General features: G+C 53.8%; 12 protein-coding genes, 2 tRNA genes and 2 other RNA genes. 7 read left to right on the top strand and 9 right to left on the bottom strand.

The features are described 5' to 3' along the window. Positions 1 to 68: 68 nt before the first annotated feature. A complete protein-coding gene (tdk, locus tag CU081_RS14810; protein ID WP_032634550.1) occupies positions 69 to 683 on the bottom strand; it encodes a thymidine kinase in 615 nt (204 codons plus the stop codon). Positions 684 to 1233: 550 nt separating this feature from the next. On the opposite strand from tdk, the gene hns reads away from it, so the two are divergent. Beyond that, complete coding sequence (hns, locus tag CU081_RS14805; RefSeq protein WP_003856724.1) at positions 1234 to 1647, top strand: histone-like nucleoid-structuring protein H-NS; 414 nt, start codon at positions 1234 to 1236, stop codon at positions 1645 to 1647. A gap of 202 nt (positions 1648 to 1849) precedes the next feature. Here the strand turns inward: hns and galU are convergent, their stop codons facing one another. The 3 genes from galU to rssA all read right to left on the bottom strand — a co-directional run bounded on the left by galU (position 1850) and on the right by rssA (position 4960). Then, positions 1850 to 2755 carry a UTP--glucose-1-phosphate uridylyltransferase GalU gene (gene galU / locus CU081_RS14800; RefSeq protein WP_003856723.1) on the bottom strand — a complete coding sequence of 302 codons (906 nt, stop codon included), beginning with the start codon at positions 2753 to 2755 and terminating at the stop codon, positions 1850 to 1852. Positions 2756 to 2954: 199 nt separating this feature from the next. Beyond that, complete coding sequence (rssB, locus tag CU081_RS14795; RefSeq protein ID WP_003856721.1) at positions 2955 to 3968, bottom strand: two-component system response regulator RssB; 1014 nt, start codon at positions 3966 to 3968, stop codon at positions 2955 to 2957. Between the two features lie 89 nt (positions 3969 to 4057). Beyond that, positions 4058 to 4960, bottom strand: coding sequence for a patatin-like phospholipase RssA (gene rssA / locus CU081_RS14790; protein ID WP_022651364.1), 903 nt, complete (start codon positions 4958 to 4960; stop codon positions 4058 to 4060). Between the two features lie 113 nt (positions 4961 to 5073). Between rssA and CU081_RS14785 the strand changes: the two genes are divergently transcribed. From CU081_RS14785 to CU081_RS14760, 6 genes are all read left to right on the top strand, one after another. Further along, entirely contained in the window at positions 5074 to 5538 is a 465-nt protein-coding gene (locus CU081_RS14785; protein WP_022651365.1) for a YchJ family protein, read from the top strand. A 41-nt stretch (positions 5539 to 5579) separates the two neighbouring features. Further along, complete coding sequence (purU, locus tag CU081_RS14780) at positions 5580 to 6422, top strand: formyltetrahydrofolate deformylase (protein ID WP_003856715.1); 843 nt, start codon at positions 5580 to 5582, stop codon at positions 6420 to 6422. Positions 6423 to 6579: 157 nt separating this feature from the next. Beyond that, positions 6580 to 6664: transfer RNA gene (locus tag CU081_RS14775), tRNA-Tyr, on the top strand. Positions 6665 to 6698: 34 nt separating this feature from the next. Continuing rightward, positions 6699 to 6783 (top strand) — tRNA-Tyr (locus CU081_RS14770). A 45-nt stretch (positions 6784 to 6828) separates the two neighbouring features. After that, positions 6829 to 6959: non-coding RNA, RtT sRNA (locus CU081_RS14765), on the top strand. Between the two features lie 45 nt (positions 6960 to 7004). Next, a non-coding RNA gene (locus CU081_RS14760) (RtT sRNA) lies at positions 7005 to 7135 on the top strand. 211 nt (positions 7136 to 7346) lie between these two features. Here CU081_RS14760 and narI read toward each other — a convergent pair. The 5 genes from narI to CU081_RS14735 form a co-directional block, all read right to left on the bottom strand. Then, positions 7347 to 8024, bottom strand: a complete 678-nt coding sequence (gene narI / locus CU081_RS14755; RefSeq protein WP_003856712.1) for a respiratory nitrate reductase subunit gamma — start codon at positions 8022 to 8024, stop codon at positions 7347 to 7349. Beyond that, positions 8024 to 8734 (bottom strand): nitrate reductase molybdenum cofactor assembly chaperone, encoded by a 711-nt coding sequence (gene narJ, locus CU081_RS14750; protein ID WP_022651366.1) that lies wholly within the window; start codon positions 8732 to 8734, stop codon positions 8024 to 8026. Before narJ ends, narI begins: the two co-directional genes overlap by 1 nt. Further along, on the bottom strand, positions 8731 to 10266 hold the full coding sequence (gene narH / locus CU081_RS14745; RefSeq protein ID WP_017384243.1) for a nitrate reductase subunit beta: 1536 nt from the start codon (positions 10264 to 10266) through the stop codon (positions 8731 to 8733). The genes narJ and narH overlap by 4 nt, the downstream gene beginning before the upstream one ends. After that, positions 10263 to 14006, bottom strand: a complete 3744-nt coding sequence (locus tag CU081_RS14740; RefSeq protein ID WP_022651367.1) for a nitrate reductase subunit alpha — start codon at positions 14004 to 14006, stop codon at positions 10263 to 10265. Before CU081_RS14740 ends, narH begins: the two co-directional genes overlap by 4 nt. A gap of 381 nt (positions 14007 to 14387) precedes the next feature. Further along, complete coding sequence (locus tag CU081_RS14735) at positions 14388 to 15785, bottom strand: NarK family nitrate/nitrite MFS transporter (RefSeq protein ID WP_058647471.1); 1398 nt, start codon at positions 15783 to 15785, stop codon at positions 14388 to 14390. Positions 15786 to 15902: the final 117 nt, after the last annotated feature.

Genomic DNA, 15902 nt, shown 5'->3' with positions numbered 1-15902 from the left:
TGACAGTGTGATAAAAAACCCGCCAGCGGCGGGTTTTTTTATATCTGAGGATCGGTAAAACATTCATGTTATTTTCGATTGTCGCCCTGTAACGCCGTCAGCGAGCCTACAGCCAGCGCCTCTTTATAATGCTTGCGGCAGACCGAGACATAACGTTCATTGCCTCCTATCACCACCTGCTCGCCATCAGCATAGGGTTTACCCGACTGGTCCAGGCGAAGAACCATACTTGCCTTGCGGCCACAAAAGCAGATTGTTTTCAGCTCAACCAGCTTATCCGACCAGGCGAGCAGATACTGGCTGCCGGCAAATAACTCCCCACGAAAATCGGTACGTAATCCATAGCAAAGAACGGGAATATCCAGCTCATCAACGACCTCTGAAAGCGCATGGACCTGCTCACGGGTCAGGAACTGGCTTTCATCTACCAGCACGCAATGGACAGGCTTAGAGGCATGCTCGACACGAATGTCCTCCAGCAGGTCCGTTTCAGGGTTAAACAGCCTTGCAGGCGATGAAAGCCCTATTCTTGAGCTTACCTTCCCTGCCCCAAAGCGATCGTCGATTTCGGCGGTATAAACAACGGTACGCATCCCCCGCTCCTGATAATTGTATGAGGATTGCAGTAACGCCGTCGATTTCCCTGCATTCATTGCCGAATAGTAGAAATAAAGTTGTGCCATTGGCCGAAGAACCCTAATCAATGTGAAATATTCCCGATGGATCATTGTACCATATTTTGTACCGTCATCAGCGGCGAGCAGCACACTCCAGCCTGCCATGCACCCGTAAATCCTTCGCGAGTAGCGCAAAATAATGCGTTAAAACAGGCAGTAAAGGCATTAAACACTGACAATAAGGTGAGACCGCAACCAGAGATAACACTTCTTTTTATAGTGTCTTCTTCGTTCATTAAAATTCACTATTTATTAACTATTCCTGGCTTCGCTGCGTTTACACGGGGTAATACAAAAGGCTGATATTTATCAACCGCAACTATAATTCCTGAGGTAAAAGTCACAAAACAAACATGCAAATGACGCGCTTTTGCCGTTTGAAACGATATCTCGCAGCCCCAACAAACAATGAAATTTAAGTTAGCGTAATTAATAATAGCGTCGTTTATTTTGTATTTTTTGAATTCCTTACATTCCCACCTATTGCACAAGTGAAATTAAGGCTCTATTATTAGGACAACAAACCCACCCCCATTATAAGTTTGAGATTACTACAATGAGCGAAGCACTTAAAATTCTGAACAACATCCGTACTCTTCGTGCGCAGGCAAGAGAATGTACCCTTGAGACGCTTGAAGAAATGCTCGAAAAATTAGAAGTTGTAGTTAACGAACGTCGTGAAGAAGAAAGCGCAGCTGCGGCTGAAATCGAAGAACGTACACGTAAACTGCAACAGTATCGCGAAATGCTGATTGCCGATGGTATCGATCCAAACGAATTGCTGAACAGCATGGCTGCGGCTAAAACCGGTACCAAAGCAAAACGCGCGGCACGTCCTGCTAAATATAGCTACATCGATGAGAACGGCGAAGAGAAAACCTGGACCGGCCAGGGCCGTACTCCTGCTGTAATCAAGAAAGCAATGGACGAACAAGGTAAACAACTGGATGACTTCCTGATCAAGGATTAATCTGGAAAGATTCTGAAAAATCCCGCTTAATGCGGGATTTTTTATGCCTGTAATATTCGCCCGAACATCTCCTTACATTCTGTCATATTGTGAGGCTCCGTATTTAACGTCCTTGACAATCCCCCGCCAATTACAGAGTGACAGGCATAAAAAAACCGGTGGGCGACGCCACACCGGTCTTGTTCACAGGCTGGTGAGTTTATTACTTTATACCCACGCTACCTTTGAGCCAGGCTTTAAATTCTTCACCCAGGCTGTTATGGCGAATACCATATTCGACGAATGCCTGCATATAACCGAGCTTATTCCCGCAGTCATGGCTCTTACCTTTCATATGGTAGGCTTCCACGGTCTCTTTCTCGATCAGCATATCGATAGCATCCGTCAGCTGGATTTCATCGCCCGCACCAGGAGGCGTTTTCGCCAGCAGCGCCCAAATTTCAGCGCTCAGTACGTAACGACCAACAACAGCAAGGTTAGACGGCGCGACGTCCGCTTTAGGTTTTTCAACTACGCCAACCATCGGTACGCTTTCGCCAGGTTGCAGGTCAACACCTTTGCAGTCAACCACGCCGTAAGCGGTCACGTCGTCGACTGGCTCAACCATAATCTGGCTGCTGCCGGTTTCGTCGAAGCGTTTAATCATTTCCGCCAGGTTTTCCTGGGAAAGATCGGACTCGTACTCATCAAGGATCACGTCAGGCAGAATAACCGCGACCGGCTCATCACCCACTACAGGATGTGCGCACAATACTGCATGCCCCAGGCCCTTCGCCAGGCCCTGACGAACCTGCATAATGGTAACGTGTGGAGGACAAATAGACTGCACTTCCTCCAGCAGCTGGCGCTTAACGCGTTTTTCCAGCATTGCTTCGAGTTCGAAACTGGTATCGAAATGGTTTTCGATAGAGTTTTTAGATGAATGCGTCACCAGCACAATTTCGGTGATACCTGCTGCAATACATTCATTCACGACATACTGGATTAATGGCTTATCAACCAGAGGCAGCATCTCTTTTGGGATTGCCTTCGTCGCTGGCAACATCCTGGTACCCAATCCCGCCACCGGGATAACGGCCTTTCTGACTTTCGAATTAAGGGCAGCCATTGAAATTCTCCTGAACTGTTCAAGTTTTGAACTTTTATGCATTGAATAACGCGTTGAGTATACAGTCTCAGCCACTAATACGGGTCTGAAAAGAACGCGTTGCCGATCAATTAAGACAAATACGCATGAAACTTGCAGCGATAGTAGCACTGCCAGCAAAAACACAGGTAAAGCAATCTGAAAAATAAAATCTGACTGCTTACTCCGTGGACAACATTAAGCGTAACCGCCCTCCGGCACCCCAAATTTGGCACTGCCAGGAGGTGCAGCGATGGCTAATTTGATTAAGGTAAGTATTTCCCAGCGTACCCAACGGCACGCCGTTACTCACCTGAATATGGTGTTCGCCAGTATTCAGTGTGGCATTTAATCCCGCAGACACCAGAATAAGGTTATTCAACCCGCTGTGATAATAGCCAACCAGAAGCGGGAACTGCCCCGGTAAATTGGCCTGGCGAAAAAGTTGGTTGACCTGTTTTAGTAAACTGCCTAACTCAGGAAGTCGTTGCCCCTGATGGGATAATTGTTCCTGTAGCAATCCATTAAACAGCGCCCGGAGTAATAAGGCCGCCAGAACGCCGTTATCTCCCGCTCGGGTAACATCCAGGCAATAAAAAGCGAGGTCGGAATCCGAGAGCGGCGCAATATCCAGCACCAGTCCAGGCTGGTCAGCCGCTACCAGCTGGCGATAATTTACTCTGCAATGAGAGATATTTTGCTGCACCGGCGGCTGAAGTTCCTGAAGCAGCTTCGCGGCCGCGAGCGGATTACTGACTAAAGCATCCCAGTCCTGGAAAAGACGTTCTTCTTCTTCCACCCGGGAATTGAACATATTGGGATACAGGCAGGCCAACACCGTTTCGCGCAGACGGTTTAAATCTTTAACCGGTTTGAGCAGGATATCCTGCACTCCTAAACGCAACGCCTTAGCAATATCCGCCATATTTTCGGTGGCCGAGATCACCAGTATCGGTGTCTGATAACCTTCATTACGCAGGTTTTCTACCAGCATTAATCCGTCCATGCGCGGCATCTCAAGATCGCAGATCATCAGATCCGGCGCCATGCTGGCCATTTTTTCCAGTGCCTCGACGCCATCTTCGGCAAGGGACGTGGTTGCACCCAGTGAGGATAACCACGAATCCAGTAGCGATCGGAAAACGGGCTCGTCTTCTACTATCAAAATATGTTTTCCGGCCAATGGCTGTGTCATGGTTCCTCCCCTGGCTGACAGTTACTCAATAGTGGCATGCTATTGGTACTATCGCCTGTCAGATTTTGCTGAAGTAATCAAAAAAGTGCTCAACGTGCTGTACGCACAAAAGGCAACAGTTCATCTATTTTCTTTTCGACGGCTAACGAGCCCGCTGCTATGGCGGCCTCAGCCCGGTGGAAATCAAGGGTAGAGATTTGTGGACAATAGGGTTGAATAAGAATATCCGGAGGATCGCCAGCCATACGGTTTCGCTTCAGGCGATTCTCAAGAATTTGAATAGAGGTCGTCATGATTTCAATGGCGTTCGGTGCGGTCACCGCGCGACGGGCAGCCAGGCGCCCTATTCTGCCGCGTAATCGAGCATGCCAGGCAAGTTTCTCTTCTTCCGCATCATCGCTCTGAAGATTAACCGGCATCAAATCTTGCTGCATGAGGTGAGCATCGTGCTGTAAATCCACGGCAATAACGATATCCGCCCCCATGGCGCGCGTCAGAGAGACAGGGACAGGATTCACTACACCACCGTCAACGAGCCAGTAGCCGTTGTGAGGCACAGGCGCCATTAACCCAGGCATACTACAGGATGCACGAACGGCGAGATGAATATCCCCGTCGGTGAGCCATAACTCCCTGCCCGTACTGAGGTTGGTTGCAACGGCCCCGAAAGGCATTTGGCAGTGGCTGAAGTCAGCGAGGGGCATTATCTTGCGAAACTGATTGAACACGCGTTCGCCGCGCAGCAGGCCGCCACGCTGCCAGGAGAGATCCATCAGGCGCAGCACATCCCAGTAACTGAAGGAGCGCACCCAGCTTTCAAGCTCCGGGAGCTTACCGCAGGCGTACGCAGATCCGACCAGCGACCCGATAGAACATCCTGCAACAATATCAACGTCAATCCCCATCTGGTTTAAGGTATTGATAACGCCAATATGTGACCAACCCCGGGCAGCACCTGAGCCCAACGCCAGTCCAATTTTTACCTTTCTCATTAGCCCTGTTTTACTTCCCCTGGATTCCCGACATAGCGTCAACGCACCTGCTCAGTTAACATATTGCTACCTTAAGCGTTTAACGCCTTATTTTTTGTTCCAGGAAGAGAATCGTGTCTCAACTCTGCCCCTGTGGTAGCGCTCTGGAGTATAGCCTATGTTGCCAGCGATATCTTTCTGGCAAGCAGGTTGCACCAGACCCGTCACACCTTATGCGCTCGCGGTATACTGCTTTTGTGATCAAAAACGCAGACTACCTGATTAAAACCTGGCATCCGTCCTGCCATGCTGCCGATTTTAGCCAAGAGATTGAAGCCGGATTTGCTAACACCGTCTGGCTGGGCCTCACCGTCTTTGAAGCCGCTCCCGGCCGCGATGCGAACGAGGGCTATGTCAGTTTTGTCGCCCGCTTTAGCGAACAAAACAAACCCGGCGCCATCATTGAACGGTCACGGTTCTTAAAGGACAGCGGGCAATGGTATTATATTGACGGCACACGTCCGCAATTCGGTCGTAACGATCCCTGCCCCTGTGGTTCAGGAAAAAAATTTAAAAAGTGTTGCGGCAGTAATGCCTGACAACTCAGACTTCGCAAATACATAAACAGGATTTCCCGGCGATGCAATCATTACAACGTAAAGTTCTGCGCACTATCTGTCCCGATCAAAAAGGGCTGATCGCACGAATTACCAACATTTGCTACAAGCATGAACTGAATATCGTGCAGAACAACGAGTTCGTTGACCACCGTACCGGTCGCTTCTTTATGCGTACCGAACTGGAAGGCATTTTCAACGACACAACCCTGCTTGCCGATCTGGACAGCGCCCTGCCGGAAGGCTCGGTGCGTGAGCTTAACCCGGCGGGCCGTCGCCGTATTGTCATTCTGGTCACCAAAGAGGCGCACTGCCTGGGCGATCTGCTGATGAAAGCCAACTACGGTGGCCTGGACGTCGAAATTGCCGCCGTCATTGGCAACCACGAGACGCTGCGTACGCTGGTAGAACGTTTCGACATTCCGTTTGAGCTGGTCAGTCACGAAGGCCATACCCGTGAAGAGCACGACAACCTGATGGCTGCTGCGATTGAAGCGCATAACCCGGACTACGTGGTGCTGGCGAAATATATGCGCGTGCTGACGCCATCCTTCGTGGCGCGCTTCCCGAACAAGATTATCAACATCCACCACTCCTTCCTGCCAGCCTTTATTGGCGCGCGTCCGTATCACCAGGCATACGAGCGTGGGGTGAAGATCATTGGCGCAACCGCGCACTACGTGAATGATAATCTGGATGAAGGCCCAATCATCATGCAGGACGTGATTCACGTGGATCACACCTACACGGCAGAAGATATGATGCGTGCTGGCCGTGACGTTGAGAAGAACGTACTAAGCCGTGCGCTGTATCAGGTACTTGCCCAGCGCGTCTTTGTGTACGGCAACAGAACGATTATTCTTTAATCCCTCGGAAAATGAATTGATTAGCTTTACGCCTTTACGGATAAAAAGCAGGCAAACAGCTTCATTTTCCTAAAGGAATGCTTTACAGGGGCGTCTCATTTGATATGATGCGCCCCGCTTCCAACAGGAAGCAGGCCAGTTAATAGCATTACCCCGTGGTGGGGTTCCCGAGCGGCCAAAGGGAGCAGACTGTAAATCTGCCGTCATCGACTTCGAAGGTTCGAATCCTTCCCCCACCACCATCTCCAGCTTTACCTCAAAATATGAATTACCCCTGGTGGGGTTCCCGAGTGGCCAAAGGGAGCAGACTGTAAATCTGCCGTCATCGACTTCGAAGGTTCGAATCCTTCCCCCACCACCATCACTTCCAGATGCTACAGCAATCTCTCAAAGCACAATGCCCCATGGTTCTTCAGTGCGGGGAAGGATGAGAAGCTTCGACCAAGGTTCGATTCGAGCGTAGCGAGAAAGCGTTGCCGCAGGCAACGACCCGAAGGGCGAAGCGCGAAGCGCTGAGTAATCCTTCCCCCACCACCATCACTTCCAGATGCTACAGCACTCTCTCAAAGCACAATGCCCCATGGTTCTTCAGTGCGGGGAAGGATAAGAAGCTTCGACCAGGGTTCGATTCGAGCGTAGCGAGAAAGCGTTGCCGCAGGCAACGACCCGAAGGGCGAAGCGCGAAGCGCTGAGTAATCCTTCCCCCACCACCATCACTTCCAGATTCTTTAGCACTATCCAAAAGCACAATGCCCCATGGTTCTCCCATGCGGGGAAGGATAAGAAGCTTCGACCAAGGTTCGATTCGAGCATAGTGAATTCTGTAGGCCGGGTAAGGCGCAACCGCCACCCGGCATCCGCACGAAACCCTGGATCGGGGACAAAAAAAACCCCGCATATGCGGGGTTGTATTAATACAGCGAATCAGCGACGAGCACGCACAACCTGATATTTGCGCGTCAGGTACTCCACCGGCGCACTCCAGATGTGCACCAGGCGAGAGAACGGGAACAGCACAAACAGGGTCATACCCAACACCAGGTGAACGCGGAAGATGAACGCCACGCCGTCCAGATGCTCAGAGGCGCCCCCGCGGAAGGTCACGACAGACTGCGCCCATCCCACCAGCTTCATCATCTCGCTGCCGTCCATATGCTGCGCAGAGAATGGAATGGTCAGCAGACCAAGCGCACACTGCACCATCAGCAGGGAGAGGATCAGGATGTCCGCTCCGGTCGTGGTAGCCCGCACGCGTGGGCTGAACAGACGGCGTTTCAGCAGCAACAGACCACCCACCAGGGTCATCACGCCGCAGGCGCCACCGGCGAGCATCGCCATCTTCTGCTTCACGTCAATCGGCAGCCACGCTTCGTACATCCAGTGCGGGGTCAGCATCCCCAGGAAGTGACCGGCGAAAATCCCCAAAATCCCGATGTGGAACAGGTTTGACGCCAGGTTCATCCCTTTACGATCCAGCATCTGGCTGGAGGCAGCACGCCAGGTGTACTGGCCATAGTCATAACGCAGCCAGCTTCCCACCAGGAACACGGTGCCCGCGATATACGGGTAAATGTCAAAGAAGAACATATTCAGGAAGTGCATTAGTGCTGTCCTCCGTTAGAGATATTCAAATATTGCGGAGCCACCGCTCCGGCAAAACGACGCTGATGCGCGGAGATTTCAGATTCGCCACAGCTCTGGTCAGCAAAGAATTTCACCTGCTCTTCTTCCCAGACGGCATCCAGTGCTTGTGGGGTATCGTCCCGGGCTTCATCCGCGATTTTTTCCGCCACTTTTTGACTGTCAACCGAGGCGTTAGCCAGTTTCACCAGCAGATCAAACAGGACTGCATAGCTGCTCTCACGTTGCTGGAGACGCGCGCCGAGCAACGCCAGAATGGGAGCAATGTCCTGCAACCCGCCCAGCGCTTCCTCTTTCGGCAACTGCGCCAGATATTCCAGATACAGCGGCAGGTGATCCGGCAGCTCGCGGCTGTCGAGTTGCAAACCGTGCTGCTCGTACTGGGCCATCAGATCCACCATCGCCTGACCACGGTCGCGGGATTCACCGTGAACGTGTTCGAACAACAGCAGAGACGTGGCACGACCCCGGTCAAACAGCTGGCTGTAGTCCGCCTGCGCATCAAGAAGATCGCGCGCCAGCAGATCGCGGAGGAAAACGCCCAGCTTCTGGGCATCCTCTTTATCCAGGTTTTCAGATGACGCGAGTGCATCAAAGAGTTCCTGTTGATGCTGCACAAGCGCAGCATCAGGGTACTCGAGCAGACGCGAAACAATGACGAGTTCAATCATTGGTGCGGCTCCGTTTTGCTGGTCACATCCATCGCGTCGATGCGGCGGCTGTTGAACAGGTTGAATTTGCTGTCTGACCCGTGGCAACCGTCGCCAAAGGTAAAGCCACACCCACTTTTCTCCGGGAAGGCCTCGCGAGCCAGTTCACGGTGGCTGCTCGGCACCACGAAACGATCTTCGTAGTTAGCGATTGCCAGATAGCGGTACATCTCCTGCGCCTGCGCTTCGGTCAGACCAACCTCTTCCAGCGCGCGGGTATCGTTCACGCCGTCAACAGTTTCCGCACGTTTGAAGTGACGCATCGCCAGCATACGTTTCAGCGCCAGCAGTACCGGCTGGGTATCCCCGGCGGTGAGCAGGTTGGCCAGATACTGAACCGGGATGCGCAGGCTTTCCACGTCCGGCAGAATGCCGTTGCTGCCCAGTTCACCCGCATCCGCCGCAGACTGAATCGGAGACAGCGGCGGCACGTACCAGACCATCGGCAGCGTGCGGTATTCCGGGTGCAGCGGCAGGGCCAGCTTCCAGTCCATCGCCATCTTGTACACCGGAGACTGCTGTGCGGCGTCAATCACGCTCTGCGGAATACCGTCTTTAAGCGCCTGCTCAATAACCTTCGGATCGTTTGGATCGAGGAAGACATCCAGTTGACGCTGATACAGATCTTTCTCGTTCTCGGTGCTTGCGGCATTTTCAATCGCGTCCGCGTCGTACAGCAGCACGCCGAGGTAGCGGATACGACCTACGCAGCTCTCTGAGCAGACGGTCGGCATACCGGCTTCGATACGCGGGTAGCAGAAGATGCACTTCTCAGACTTACCGCTCTTCCAGTTGAAGTAGATTTTTTTGTACGGGCAGCCGGTGATGCACATACGCCAGCCGCGGCACTTGTCCTGGTCGATCAGCACAATGCCATCTTCTTCACGCTTGTAGATGGCGCCGCTTGGGCAGGTCGCCACGCACGCCGGGTTAAGGCAGTGTTCGCACAGGCGCGGCAGGTACATCATGAAGGTGTTTTCGAACTGGCCGTACATCGCCTTCTGCATGTTCTCGAAGTTCTGGTCTTTGGCGCGTTTTTCGAACTCGCCGCCCAGAATCTCTTCCCAGTTTGGACCGCTGGTAATTTTGTCCATGCGCTGGCCGGTGATCAGCGAGCGAGGACGGGCGATCGGCTGGTGTTTGCTTTCCGGCGCGTTGTGCAGGTTCTGGTAGTCGTAATCAAATGGCTCGTAGTAATCATCGATGCCCGGCAGATGCGGGTTAGCGAAGATTTTACCCAGCAGCATGGCACGGTTACCCATGCGCGGTTGCAGTTTGCCGTTGATTTTACGGATCCAGCCCCCCTTCCATTTCTCCTGGTTTTCCCAGTCGGTCGGGAAGCCGGTGCCCGGCTTACTTTCCACGTTGTTGAACCAGGCGTACTCCATACCTTCACGGCTGGTCCAGACGTTTTTACAGGTGACTGAGCAGGTATGACAGCCGATGCATTTATCCAGATTCAGCACCATGCCGACTTGTGAACGAATTTTCATTTTACGCTCTCCTGTACCTGGTCATTACCTTCGCCATCTAACCAGTTAATATTCTTCATCTTACGTACCACCACGAACTCATCGCGGTTCGATCCTACGGTGCCGTAGTAGTTAAAGCCGTAGGCCAGCTGGGCATAACCACCGATCATGTGGGTCGGCTTCGGCGTAATACGGGTCACGGAGTTGTGAATACCGCCGCGCTGTTCGGTGATCTCAGACCCCGGCAGGTTAACGATACGTTCCTGCGCGTGGTACATCATGGTCATCCCGGCCGGTACGCGCTGGCTCACCACCGCACGTGCCGTCAGGGCACCGTTGCTGTTGAACACTTCAATCCAGTCGTTATCTTCGATACCCAGATCTTTGGCGTCCGCTTCGCTCATCCAGACGATTGGCCCCCCGCGCGACAGGGTCAGCATCAGCAGGTTGTCGCTATAGGTGGAGTGGATACCCCACTTCTGGTGCGGCGTCAGGAAGTTCAGCGCCTTCTCAGGGTTACCGTTTGATTTCGCACCCATCACCGCTTTCACGGAGCGGGTGTCGATTGGCGGACGGTACACAAGCAGGCTTTCACCGAAGTCACGCATCCACTGGTGGTCCTGATACAGAGACTGACGGCCAGAAAGCGTGCGCCATGGGATCAACTCGTGAACGTTGGTGTATCCGGCGTTATAGGACACATGTTCATCTTCGAGGCCAGACCAGGTCGGGCTGGAGATAATCTTTCGCGGCTGGGCCTGAATATCGCGGAAGCGGATTTTCTCTTCCTCTTTATTCTTCGCCAGGTGCGTATGGTCACGACCGGTAAACTCGCTCAGGGCCGCCCAGGCTTTCACCGCCACGTGGCCGTTGGTTTCCGGGGCCAGGGTCAGGATCATTTCCGCCGCATCAATCGCCGTGTTCAGCATCGGCTGGCCTTTCGCCGGGCCGTCCGCTTTGGTGTAATTGAGCTTGCGCAGCAGGTCCATTTCACTCTGGGTGTTCCAGGCGATCCCTTTCCCGCCGTTACCGATTTTTTCCATCAGCGGGCCGATAGAGGTAAAGCGCTCGTACGTTGCCGGGTAATCACGTTCAACCGGAATAATGTGCGGCGCGGTTACGCCTGGGATCAGGTCGCACTCGCCTTTTTTCCAGTCCTTCACGTCCAGCGGTTGCGCCAGTTCGGCAGCGGAGTCGTGCTGGATTGGCAGCGTCACCACGTCGGTCTCTTTGCCCAGGTGCCCTACACAGACTTCGGAGAATTTCTTCGCGATGTCTTTGTAGATTTCCCAGTCGCTTTTTGATTCCCATGCCGGGTCAACGGCCGCAGACAGCGGATGAATAAACGGATGCATATCCGACGTATTCATGTCGTCTTTTTCGTACCAGGTGGCGGTAGGCAGCACGATATCGGAGTACAGGCAGGTACTGGACAGACGGAAGTCCAGCGTTACCACCAGATCCAGCTTGCCGTCCAGACCGTTGTCTTTCCATTCAACTTCTTCTGGCTTCACGCCGCCCTGCTTGCCGAGATCTTTACCCTGAATACCGTTTTCGGTACCGAGCAGGTATTTCAGCATGTATTCATGGCCTTTACCGGACGAACCCAGCAGGTTAGAGCGCCAGATGAACAGGTTACGCGGATGGTTTTTACCGTTCTCCGGCTGTTCTGCCGCGAAGCGGATTGAGCCGTCTTTGAGGGATTTAACGGTGTAGTCAACCGGTGACATGCCCGCTTTCTTCGCCGCTTCCGCAATGCGCAGCGGGTTCGTGCCCAGCTGCGGCGCAGACGGCAGCCAGCCCATACGCTCAGCGCGCACGTTGAAGTCAATCAGGTGGCCGCTGTAGCGGGATTTATCCGCCATCGGCGACAGCAGTTCCTGGGCGGTAACCGTCTCGTAGCGCCACTGGCTGGAGTGGTTATAGAAGTAGGAGGTGCTGTTCATGTGACGGGCCGGACGCTGCCAGTCAAGGGCAAACGCCAGCGGCTGCCAGCCGGTCTGCGGACGCAGTTTTTCCTGGCCCACGTAGTGCGCCCAGCCGCCGCCGCTCTGCCCGACGCAGCCGCAGAAGATCAGCATGTTGATCAGGCCGCGATAGTTCATATCGAGGTGATACCAGTGGTTCAGACCGGCACCGACGATGATCATGGAGCGACCGTGGGTTTTGTCGGCGTTTTCCGCAAATTCACGCGCGATACGGGTGATCTGCGCGCGTGGCACGCCGGTGATCTGCTCCGCCCAGGCCGGGGTATAAGCCTTCACGTCATCATAGCTGGTCGCGCAGTTTTCATCGTTCAGGCCGCGCTCCAGGCCGTAGTTCGCCATGGTCAGATCGTAGACGGTAGTGACCAGAGCAGTAGAACCGTCCGCCAGTTGCAGGCGCTTAACCGGCAGTTTGTGCATCAGAACGTTTTGCAGCTCAACCTTGTTGAAGTGCTCGGAACCTTCATTACCAAAGTACGGGAAGCCGACATCGGCGATCTCATCCTGGCTGCCCAGCATGCTGAGACGAAGTTCCGTCTCTTCACCCGTGGTGCCGTTACGCTGCTCCAGGTTCCATTTACCTTTTTCGCCCCAGCGGAAGCCGATAGAGCCGTTTGGCGCCACCAGCTCGCCGTTGCTGTTGCAGGCGACCGTTTTCCACTCCGGGTTGTTTTCCTGACCCAGCGCGTCCACCAGATCTGCGGCACGCAGCATACGGCCTGCGGCGTAATAGCCGTCACGCTCTTCGAGCATCACCAGCATTGGCATGTCGGTGTAGCGACGCACGTAATCAGTGAAATACTGGCTTGGCTTGTCGAGGTGGAATTCGCGCAGCATGACGTGGCCCATCGCCAGCGCCATGGCGGCATCGGTACCCTGTTTCGGCGCCAGCCACAGGTCGCACAGCTTGGCAATTTCGGCGTAGTCTGGGGTCACGGCAACGGTTTTGGTCCCTTTGTAACGTACTTCAGTAAAGAAGTGCGCATCCGGGGTACGGGTCTGCGGAACGTTAGAGCCCCAGGCGATGATGTAGCTGGAGTTGTACCAGTCAGCGGACTCCGGCACGTCGGTCTGCTCGCCCCAGGTCTGTGGCGACGCTGGCGGCAGGTCGCAGTACCAGTCGTAGAAGCTCAGGCAGGTACCGCCGATGAGTGACAGGTAGCGCGCGCCGGAGGCGTAAGAGACCATCGACATCGCCGGAATTGGCGAGAAGCCTGCCACACGGTCAGGACCGTAAGTTTTCACGGTGTAGACGTTGGAAGCCGCAATCAGCTCGTTCACCTCTTTCCAGGAAGAGCGAACGAAACCACCGCGACCACGCGCCTGCTTGAAGCTTTTCGCTTTGTCGGCATCTTCAATGATGGAGGCCCAGGCATCAACCGGATCGCTGTGCTGCACTTTCGCTTCACGCCACATTTTCATCAGGCGTTTACGCATCAGCGGGTATTTCAGTCGGTTTGCGCTGTAGAGATACCAGGAGTAGCTGGCCCCACGCGGGCAGCCACGCGGCTCGTGGTTCGGCATATCCGGACGGGTACGCGGATAATCGGTCTGCTGCATTTCCCAGGTCACCAGACCGTTTTTAACGAAAATCTTCCAGCTACATGAGCCAGTGCAGTTTACGCCGTGGGTAGAACGGACAACTTTGTCATGCTGCCAGCGTTGACGGTAACCGTCTTCCCAGTCCCGGTTGGTATCCAGAACCTGGCCGTGCCCATCGGCAAAAGTTTCACCCTTCTGTTTGAAGTAGCGAAACCGGTCCAAAAATTTGCTCATCGGGTATCTCCTGTGTGGAGCCTGTGGCTCTCTAAATCGACATTGCTGATTTGCAGCGAAGGTAACGCTATGAAAGATGGTGAGAATTGATAACGATCAAGACGAAGGGGGACTCTCAGGGGTGGTATTAGATCAAATACCACCAAAGCGGTAGCCGTTAATATTTCTTAACCTTGTGATTTATATAGATATATTTTATTTATCGTACAATAAGCGAGGCAAAATTTAACATCTTAGGTATTAAGGGGTAGAAACACCTGTAAAGCGATGGCGATCACAGCGTTACCTGCGGGTGACCACGGGTAACGCCATTAGTATGTTGTAACTATTCAGCGATTAAAAAAAGCGCGGCACTCAGGCCGCGCAAACGGATAATCAAGCTTACTTGTTTTTCTTGGTATTACGGCCATATACCAGCCAGGTGATGACCACGCAGGCGATATAGAAGACGAGGAATACTTTCATCGCACCCGCCGGTGAGCCGGTCAGATCCAGTGAGATACCGAACGCTTTTGGAATAAAGAAGCCGCCAATCGCGCCTATCGCAGAGATAAACCCAAGCGCCGCAGCGGTATCGGTGGCGGCTTCACGCATTGCCTGCTCGTCGCTCCCACCCTGCGCTTTCACGCGGTCCATGGTCAGCTTGCGGAAGATGACAGAGATCATCTGGAAAGTAGACGCACTGCCCAGCCCGGCGGTCAGGAACAGCACCATGAAGACGCCGAAGAAGGCAAAGAAGCTACCCCCCTCACCACCCGCAGGCAGCGTCAGGAACAGCAGCGCACAGAAGATGGCCATTACAACAAAGTTCACCAGCGTAACGCGCGTCCCGCCCAGACGGTCGGAGATCATCCCGCCCAGCGAACGTGCCAGCGCGCCGATAAACGGACCGAAGAAGGCAAACTGAAGGATCTGCACGTCCGGGAACTGGGTTTTAGACAGCATGGCAAAGCCTGCGGAGAAACCGATGAACGAGCCGAAGGTCGCCAGATACAGCAGCGCCATCACCCACAGGTGGCCACGCTTCAGAACCGGCAGCTGCTCGCTCAATGACGCTTTGGACGCGGACAGATCGTTCATGAAGAACCACGCCGCCAGGGTAAAGACCACCAGGAACGGTACCCAAATCCAGGAGGCGTTTTGCAGGAACAGCACGGAACCGTCGGGCTGCGTCACACCGCCGCCGCCAAAGGCCGCAAAGATGGAGACAGAGATCGCCAGCGGGGCAATCAGCTGCATCACGCTCACGCCCATGTTACCCAGGCCGCCGTTAATGCCCAGCGCGCCACCCTGCTTCGCTTTCGGGAAGAAGAAGCTGATGTTTGCCATACTGGACGCAAAGTTCGCCCCCGCAAAACCGCACAGCAGAGAGATAATCACGAACACGCTAAACGGTGTGGAGGTATCCTGCACCGCAAAACCGAGCCACACGCACGGTATGATCATGATCCCGGTACTGAAAGCCGTCCAGCGACGACCACCAAAGACCGGCACCATAAACGCATAAGGAACGCGCAGCAGTGCGCCTGAAAGCGACGGCAACGCGGTCAACATAAACAGCTGGTCGGTGGTAAAGGTAAAGCCCACTTTTGGCAGGTTAACCGCAACCGCACTGAACAACATCCAGACGCAAAACGCCAGTAACAGACATGGAACGGAAATCCACAGATTACGACTTGCTACACGGTGGCCGCGCTGTTGCCAGAACGCCGGATCCTCTGGACGCCAGTCTGTAATAACGGCACCAGTTTCCCTTTCGGGAGCGGAAGAGTGACTCATAGACACCTCTGATTCTCGAATGATGCTGCAAACATTAGGGCTTTAGAGCGGCGGTAAGTTGATATAAATCAAAGGAAAAGTGGGAGGTTTTGCGGCAAAAAAAAAGCCATCACTCTT

Source organism: Enterobacter sp. CRENT-193 (assembly GCF_002787395.1).
In the GTDB taxonomy this organism is placed as follows: Bacteria; Pseudomonadota; Gammaproteobacteria; order Enterobacterales; family Enterobacteriaceae; genus Enterobacter; species Enterobacter hormaechei_C.
Note: the sequence above shows the minus strand (reverse complement) of the source record. Positions and strands in the feature narration are given on the sequence as shown.